The organism is Maribacter corallii, from assembly GCF_047345415.1.
In the GTDB taxonomy this organism is placed as follows: Bacteria; Bacteroidota; Bacteroidia; order Flavobacteriales; family Flavobacteriaceae; genus Maribacter_C.
Window position 1 is genome coordinate 464,387 of record NZ_JBLFEP010000006.1, and the last position, 9,441, is coordinate 473,827.

Annotated in this window: 5 protein-coding genes; all 5 read left to right on the top strand. The window is 42.7% G+C overall.

What is annotated here, in order from left to right:
- Nucleotides 1-16: 16 nt before the first annotated feature.
- The gene (locus ACKWCA_RS21925) at nt 17-967 is read left to right on the top strand and encodes a PorP/SprF family type IX secretion system membrane protein (protein ID WP_413980386.1); all 951 of its coding nucleotides are present in this window, start codon (nt 17-19) and stop codon (nt 965-967) included.
- A gap of 13 nt (nt 968-980) precedes the next feature.
- Complete coding sequence (locus tag ACKWCA_RS21930) at nt 981-2,933, top strand: OmpA family protein (protein ID WP_413980387.1); 1,953 nt, start codon at nt 981-983, stop codon at nt 2,931-2,933.
- Between the two features lie 240 nt (nt 2,934-3,173).
- Nucleotides 3,174-6,803 carry a beta strand repeat-containing protein gene (locus tag ACKWCA_RS21935; RefSeq protein ID WP_413980388.1) on the top strand — a complete coding sequence of 1,210 codons (3,630 nt, stop codon included), beginning with the start codon at nt 3,174-3,176 and terminating at the stop codon, nt 6,801-6,803.
- 208 nt (nt 6,804-7,011) lie between these two features.
- Nucleotides 7,012-7,530, top strand: a complete 519-nt coding sequence (locus ACKWCA_RS21940) for a hypothetical protein (protein WP_413980389.1) — start codon at nt 7,012-7,014, stop codon at nt 7,528-7,530.
- A 363-nt stretch (nt 7,531-7,893) separates the two neighbouring features.
- On the top strand, nt 7,894-9,441 hold a 1,548-nt coding region (locus ACKWCA_RS21945; protein WP_413980390.1), incomplete at its 3' end, for a hypothetical protein.

Consider the following 9,441-nt stretch of genomic DNA (forward strand, 5'->3'; position numbering starts at 1 on the left):
ATTGAACCTCCAAATAATGACAAAGAAGAACTTACTAGTGCCTATCGCCATTTTTCTGGCACTCATCAGTACGGTCAACGCGCAACAAGACGCGCAATACACCCAGTACATGTTCAATACGATGAGTGTAAATCCGGCTTATGCTGGTTCAAGAGGTCAATTTAGCGCCGCTGCATTATATCGCTCACAATGGGTAGGACTTGATGGCGCACCGGAAACCTTTACGTTAAATCTTCATTCGCCGATTCGAAATAGTAGATTGGGCTATGGCGTTTCCGTGATACAAGATAATATCGGTGATGGTGTAGTCAGTGAAACCTATTTCGATGCGATTGTATCATATACCATTGATGTATCTTTGGAAGGTAAATTGTCTTTTGGTCTAAAGGCAGGAGGAAATCTCTTAAATTTAGACTTTAATGGTCTCCGAAATTTTGATCTTGAGCCAGTGAGTATTGACAATATCGAGAATAGGTTTTCGCCAAATATCGGTCTAGGTCTGTATTATCATACCAATAAGTTCTATGCTGGTCTTTCGGCACCTAATATTTTAGAGACAGAACATTTTGATAATGCGAGAACAGATGCCAATTCAGCACAATTCTTGTCAAAGGAAAGAATCAATTTTTACTTTATAACGGGTTATGTCTTTGATTTGAACGGCAATCTGAAATTCAAACCTGCCCTATTGACTAAAGTAGTTGGTGGGGCTCCACTTCAATTGGATATGTCTGCCAGTTTTCTCTTTAACGACAAATTTTCTTTTGGAGCCGCCTATCGGTGGGATGCGGCCTTAAGCGGTCTTGTCGGTTTTCAAATTACGGATCAGTTGATGCTCGGACTGGCCTATGACCGTGAGACGACGGCTTTAGGAGGTTCACAGTTCAATGATGGTTCGTTCGAGGTATTCCTGAGGTTTGAGCTCGTTAAGTCTTTTCAAAAACTGGTTTCACCTCGTTTCTTTTAAAACCCGGACACCGATGACACAGAAATCGATTTTATTTATAGTATTTATGTTTTGCTTAGTGAGTGTCGATTGTGCGGCTCAACAGGCGAAAGAAGATAGATTGGTGACGAAGGCGAATGAGAGTTATGACAATTTTTCGTTCAGTCCGGCAATAGATATATATAAACGTATATTGGACAAGGGCTATGTATCTGCCGATTTGTTGAAAAAACTCGGAAATTCATACTACTTCAATGCTGACTATGATGCCGCCGCCGATACCTATAAAAGACTGGTCGACGAATATGAATCGAGTGTCACCCCCGAGTACTTTTTTAGATATTCCCAGACCTTGAAAACGCTGGGTGATTATGAAAATTCGAACGTTTTCATGTCAAAGTTCATAGAGGCGACCACCGATGACAAACGGGCAAAGGCATTTAAAAGCGAGAAAGACTACTTAGATGAAATTGAAGGTAACTCAGGAAGATACGATCTCGAAACTTTCGATTATAATTCATCATATTCCGATTTTGCCCCTTCCTTCTATAAAGAAGGAGTGATTTTTTCTTCGGATCGTGATACGGGAAACTTGGCGCGATACAGGCATACATGGAATTCGAAGGATTTTTTAGATTTATATAAGGTGAATACCGACAGTGCTTCGATGGATTATGTGACCAAATTAGGAGACAAATTGAATACAAGACTTCATGAATCCACCTCTATAACCACCAAGGATGGAAGTACTATATATTTCACGAGAAACAACTTTAAGGAAGGTAAATATGTAAAGGATGGTGAGGGTGTTATTCGACTTAAGATATTTAAGGCAACCCTAGAAGATGGGGTATGGTCTAATATTACAGAGCTTCCGTTTAATAGCGACACGTACTCAGTGGCGCATCCTGCCTTGAGTCCAGATGAAAAAACAATGTATTTCGCTTCCGATATGCCCGGAACATTGGGAGAATCCGACATTTTCAAAGTGAGTATCAATGAAGACGGAACATACGGAACACCCGAGAATTTGGGAGGGGCCATTAATACAGAGGCGCGCGAGACCTTTCCGTTTATGACATCAGAAGAAGTACTTTACATGTCTTCCGATGGGCATCCCGGACTTGGCGGTCTCGATATTTTTGCCACTAAGATTTCAAATAAAAAATATGACCGACCCATCTTTAATGTAGGAAGACCTGTCAATAGTAAGATGGATGACTTTACGTTCATCTTCAACGAAGATACCAGAAAGGGATACTTTGCCTCCAACAGAACCGAAGGCATGGGAGCAGATGATATTTATGGCTTTGTAGAGCATACCCCGCTGCAACTGGAATGTGTACAGGAAATTACAGGTACGGTTCGCGATAAAATTTCGAATAAGGTATTGGTAGGCGCTACAATAAAGGTTATTGATGAGAACAATGAAGAGATTTTGTCCACAATTACCGATTCCGAAGGAAAGTACTCCCTGTCCTTGGATTGTAACCAAGGTAACTTTGTAAGGGCCCTGACACAAGGTTATGTGCCTGCGGAAGAATATTTGCAGAAATCCGATGCCAAGCCAAAGATTGTTGATTTTTATTTGGAACGGGATACCATAACAGCCGGCTTCGGCGATGATTTGGCCAAACTATTACAGTTGAGTACCATCTATTTCGATTTTGACAAATACAATATTCGAAGCGATTCTGAGGTAGAGGTTGAGAAGGTAATAGCTGCCATGGAAAAATACCCTAGCCTAAAAATAAAAGTGAACGCCCATACTGACAGTAGAGGAAAAGACAGTTACAATTTGTGGTTATCACAAAAAAGAGCGGAATCTACCGTCAATTATATGATTGCCAATGGCATCGCGGCCGAACGTTTGCAAGGAGAGGGTTTTGGAGAGACAAAGCTCGTAAATCAATGTGCGAATGGAATTAAATGTTCCAAAGAAGACCATGAATTGAATAGAAGGTCTGAGTTCATAATAATGGAATAGTGTTTGTTAAGTGGTTGATTTATAGTTTTTTATAGCTAAAACTGCTTTTTTACACCTATTTTTTCTTGTAAGAATCGGAACTAAACATCGTTAATCAATCTTTTCATAAACCTTTTTAAGTAGTTTACAACATTATTTAAAAATGGATAAATAACACTACTATATTTGTAGATACTGGCTTTCGGGTAGCGTACCAATCTCGAGACCTGAAAGCTTATTACTAATCTACAATCTACACTGATGCCCCAAACTAAAGTAGTAGCCTTTCTTTTATTGTTGTTTTTTGGATTTAATGCGCTTAATGCCCAATGTGGTTTCGGTTGGAATAACTCAGGGGTAAATGTGACCCCAACTGCCGGTTCTCAATTTACTCCGAATATTCAAGCAGGAGACTATTTTTTGATGAATGTAGTCAATGGGGGTACATACACATTGAGCACTTGTGGATTAGGTACCTGGGATACACAACTATCGATTTATAATAATACTACTTCGGCATTTGTAGCTTATAATGATGACGCCTGCGCCAATTTTAGGTCCCAGACGTCTTTTACGGCCACTTTTACAGGTCAAGTAAGGGTAATCGTCAACCAATATAATTGTAATGCAAGCGGTAATACGACCCAAGTAGAGTATTATGGGACTATTCCTGGTCCGGTATTAACGGTTGCCGATGTTACAGTCGATGAAGATGCCGGAATTATGAGTTTTACCGTAAATCATACGGGTGCTGCCGTTTCAGGGCCATATACGGTCACATATAATACCGTTGATGGTTCGGCAACAGGTGGCGATGACTATACCGCAATAACCGGAGGCGTATTGAGTTTTGACGGTACGCTGGGAGATTCCGATATCGTTACCGTTACGATTATTGATGATACCGACTTTGATGGAACCGAAAATTTCTCCATACAGTTTGTGTCCACAACGGATGCTACAGTGGACATTACTGACACAGCCATGGGAACGATCAATGATAATGAAGTCATTCCCTTAAATGCCCCATTAACACTATTCAATGAATTTAATGGATATTATGATTATGCCTTGACCGGAGGGAGTTTACGTACAAGCGATACTAATGTTTGTACGATTACAACAACCTCTTCCAATACGTTGACATCCACAGTTCCGGTAACCGCCACTGTTGAACGCGCTTACTTATTTTGGACACATTCTGGTGCCACGCCTGATACCAATGTGACTTTTGAAGGACAAAGCGTTACCGCATTTTCAGTAAATCAATCGAATTTTGGAGGCTCGATTTTTAGTATGATGGGCGATGTTACTACCTTGGTTTCAGGTATTGCCAATTTGTCGACCAATACCTTTGATTTTACAGGATTGATAATAGATAATGGAAACCCATATTGTTCAAGTACTGTAGTTGTTGGCGGATGGTCCTTAATGGTTTTCTACACCGATGATTCCTTACCGGCTGTTAGTATCAATTTATACCAAGGTTTTGATGGGCAACAAAACAATACAACAAGCTATACCCTTGATGGTTTCTTTGCCATCGGGGCTAGTGGTGCAAAAACGACCGTACTTTCGTGGGAAGGTGATATAGGCCTGGCGAACAACGAGCTGCTGTCGGTAACCACATCCTCGGGAACCACAACCTTATCTGGCGATGGAAACAACAATGGTACCACCGTAAATAATCCCTTTAACTCTACATTATATGACAATACCGGCGGATCGACTGTAAACACAACGACCTTTGGTTTAGATTTGGATACCTATGACATTTCATCCTTGATTTCCCCCGGTGAATCAACGGCTACCACGAATGTAGGAGTAGGTCAAGACTTTGTGATGCTTAATGCAGTACTACTTAAGGTACCAAGTAATTTAATTGTAGGAAATGTATTTGAAGATATCAACTACGGTGGGGGGGCAGGTCGAGATAGGATCGCATCAGGGGATGTGGGTATTGAAGACACTCGTGTCGAGTTGTATGATGCTGCCAATGCACTTCAAGAATTTATTCTAACGGATGCAACTGGGGAATACTCCTTTGGAGGTATGGCCAATGGAAACTATAGTATTCGTGTAGTCAATAATACAATAAATTCTACAAGGGGAGGAGGTGCTTCATGTTCGGCCTGTATACCAGTACAAACTTTTAGAAGCAATTATGCCAATGGTATTGGTCTTACCGACATTGCGAATGAGGTTGGTGGAGCTGACCCCTCAGCTGAAGATGCTAATGCCGGAACCTTGACCAATGCTCAAACGGTATCATCGGTGAACATAATTAGTGAAGGGGTGGTTGGTCTAGATTTTGGATTCAATTTCAATACTATCGTAAACACAAACGAAGACGGACAAGGTTCATTGGAACAATTTATTGTCAATTCAAATGCCTTGGACGAAACAGGATTAAACATTGTAGCCAATTCACTATTTGATCCAGCGGCCGGCGATGATACGTCCATATTTATGATTCCAAATACCGGTGACCCACAGGGAAGAACGGCCGACGCTAATTTCTCTAGCGGGTATTTTGATATTAGCATTTCAAACGGAAGTCCTCTTAGTGCTATTACAGCGGCAAATACGGTGATTGACGGGCGCACACAGACAGCTTATTCCGGAGACACCAATTCAGGAACTATTGGTTCTGGCGGCACCACAGTGGGTACTTCCTCCACCGCGCTTCAAAATTTTGAACTTCCTGAGATACAGGTACACAGAAATGGCGGTGATGTCTTTCAAATTCAAGGGGATAATGATGTGATTCGAAACTTGGCAGTTTATGCAAACAATAGAACTGCGGTTCTATTCGATGATGGTAATGGTAGTACCGTTTCCAATTGCTTGTTGGGAACAAATGCGATTGGAAGCAATGCAGGAGACATACGTTACGGAGTTGAAATTGAAGGAACCAGTGTTACCAATCTCTTCGTGACCTCAAACTACATCGCGACGACGTTGAGCGCTGGTATTTTTGTCAACGGGGGGGCAGGTACAAAGACTATAGAGGGTAATCATATATTTGCCATAGGGGATAACCCCTGCGACTTGGGTATTGACATTCAGAACGGGTCAAGCGGTGCACTAATTCAAAACAACCTGATAGAAGATTCTCAAGGTATAGGAATAAAATCAACAGGCAGCAGCGGTGGCATAATTATTCGTGAAAACACGATTACAAGTTCGGGGCAAAATACAAGCAATTGCTCAGGTGACCCGGACGACTACGGACTTTCTTTAATTGGAAACGATAATCAAATAGTAAATAATGTAATCTACGCCAATGGTGGTGACGGATTGGTATTGGTAGGTTCTGGTACATCAGGAAATCTGATCTCTAGAAACTCCTTTTACAACAATGGCACCAATGGTGCTGCCTTAGGTATTGACTTAAATGAAGACGGAATCACATTGAATGATTCAGGAGACGGTGACAGCGGTCCTAATGGACTACTTAATTTTCCCATTATAGAATCTGCCTTTAAATCGGGAACCAACATTATAGTCTCAGGTTGGTCACGACCGGGTGCGACCATCGAATTCTTCCTTACCGACATCAATCAAGGTAGCGCAATTGCTGGCGACAATCAGTTGGGTATGTCCACCGATTATGGTGAAGGACAGGTGTTCTTAGGGTCTGCCGTAGAAGGAAGCGGGTCGGATTCGAATACGGCTACCGCGGTCTATACCGACGATGACGGCAATACCGACAATACCAATAAGTTCACGTTTACGATAGCAGTTGGTCCAAGTGCGCTATTGGGTGATGATCTTACAGCTACAGCAACTATTTCGAACTCAACTTCTGAATTTTCCCCATTTAGTAAGCTAAAAGCATACACCATCATTACAAATCGCAGAATAACGTATAGGGTCAAAAAGGACTAAAAAGCCTATCAAAAGTGTCTTGAAGAGATCTCTCATCGGTAAAATCATTTCTTTCATCGGAATCAAACAGCTACATCATATACGTATTCTCGGCTTTGACCTTGCTTTCAAATACATTCACAACAAATTTTAGTAAGGGGGTATAGAATTACCTTATTTAGCGTTCTAGAAAATAACACGTCCCAAATGTTACGAAATAAACGAATTGATGAAACTAATTTCAAAAGTGGTTTTTCCACTTATTTCAACATTTGCAATGGGCTATGCGACCAATACCTCGGCGGTAATATGGGAGCAGTATACTTCAGGTTATAGGGCTACTTTCAGTAGTGCTTCAAATGTTCAAATCGGTAATGATAAACACAAACCCCTCTCTAGTTCTATAGACGAAGGGTGTGCGTCCTGTAATAATTCTATCGAAAGCAGAGCTGTCTTAGCATTGCATTTTTCCGATAGTTCAATAATTAGAAGAGGTGTTGGTATTGGAAAACTTGGCAATAGCACAACAAGTGCATTTACTTGTGAATTGGTTCAAAAAGACCATAAGACGACTGGGAAAAACAGGCTAGTTAGTCACTATGGTTCGGCTTCGTCAAAGGGTACATCTTTACAAGAATACATCCACCCAAACAATACACTATTACTTAAACCTCATAATATTTTTCATACAATGAAGGACTCACAAAGTACTGATATACAAAGATTAATCGACCAATGGAACATTTGAAAACCTCAACTTTTAAGAGCTATACATTGCATTTGAACGGTTACACAACAATTATTTTCACATGGGATGTATCGGGTTAATTTTGTAAAATGTAATTAAACCATTGAAATGAAAAGTGGTTTAATGCAACCCAAAGCATGAATAACTTAACCGAAATCTACCAACGCTTTCTTAGGAAAGTGACCATGGAAAAAGATGTTGAACATTTGTTTCCATTATTTCCGAAACTCTCTTTAGAGTCCGATTTCCGATAAGTCTTTCAGCACAACTATTGAATTGAATTTTAGCGCAGGATTTAATGCGTACGAAAATATTGAAATACGAAATATTTTGAATAAGACTATAGAAAGTAAAGCAACGGCCATGAGGAAAATTATTATTGCAGTAGCTCTTCTTGTATCTGGATTAGCTGTTGGGCAGACCACGGTCACTCTAGAGGATCAATGTAATTGTGAAGTACTAAGCGGTCCTGATGTCACTACTCCGGGAATGACTACGCCGGCCGGTGCTGATTTAGGGGATGTTTACGTGAATACGAACACGGGTACTATTTACTTTTGGGATGGTGACTCATGGGAGTTGACATCTTCGGATGATCAGCAAATTCAACAATTCAATTTTAATGCGCTTACAAATGAACTTACGCTTACTTTGGAAAATGGAGGTAGTGTTACCACTAGTATATCGGCAATAAGTGGTGATGGAAATCTCAATTCTCCTGATAGTACTATAGATATCGGTGGAGATATAAATGCATTGCTCGGGGACGTCTCGATAGATGTTGCGGATGATGCAATAATCAATTCAAAGCTTGCCGACGATGCGGTACAGACGGAGAACATATTGAACGGAACTATCTTGACCGAGGACATCTCCTCTGGCGGCAACAACCAGGTACTGGTGACCGATGCGACCGGAACGGTGGCATGGGTATCGCGCGATTCCTTCGAATCGATCGCCGACCAGGTGACCATCACGGGCATAGGTACGGCGGCGGACCCTTTCAAGGTGGAGGACCTGTCGATAGTAACAGCCAAATTGGGTCCCGATGCGGTGACCAACGCGAAACTGGCCGACGATGCGGTACGGACCGAGAACATATTGAACGGAACGATCATCAACGAAGACCTGGCCGATGGTTCGGTGGATACGAACAAGATACTTGACGGAACGATCCTGACCGGAGATATTTCCTCGGGCGGCAACAACCAGGTACTGGTGACCGATGCGACCGGAACGGTGGCATGGGTATCGCGCGATTCCTTCGAATCGATCGCCGACCAGGTGACCATCACGGGCATAGGTACGGCGGCGGACCCTTTCAAGGTGGAAGACCTCTCCATCGTGACGGCAAAACTGGGTCCCGATGCGGTGACCAACGCGAAACTGGCCGACGATGCGGTACAGACGGAGAACATATTGAACGGAACGATCTTGACCGAGGACATCTCCTCTGGCGGCAACAACCAGGTACTGGTGACCGATGCGACCGGAACGGTGGCATGGGTATCTCGCGATTCCTTCGAGTCTATCGCCGACCAGGTGACCATCACGGGCATAGGTACGGCGGCGGACCCTTTCAAGGTGGAGGACCTGTCGATAGTAACAGCAAAATTGGGTCCCGATGCGGTGACCAACGCGAAACTGGCCGACGATGCGGTACAGACGGAGAACATATTGAACGGAACGATCCTGACCGAGGACATCTCCTCTGGCGGCAACAACCAGGTACTGGTGACCGATGCGACCGGAACGGTGGCATGGGTATCTCGCGATTCCTTCGAATCGATCGCCGACCAGGTGACCATCACGGGCATAGGTACGGCGGCGGACCCTTTCAAGGTGGAGGACCTGTCGATAGTAACAGCAAAATTGGGTCCCGATGCGGTGACCAACGCGAAACTGGCCGAC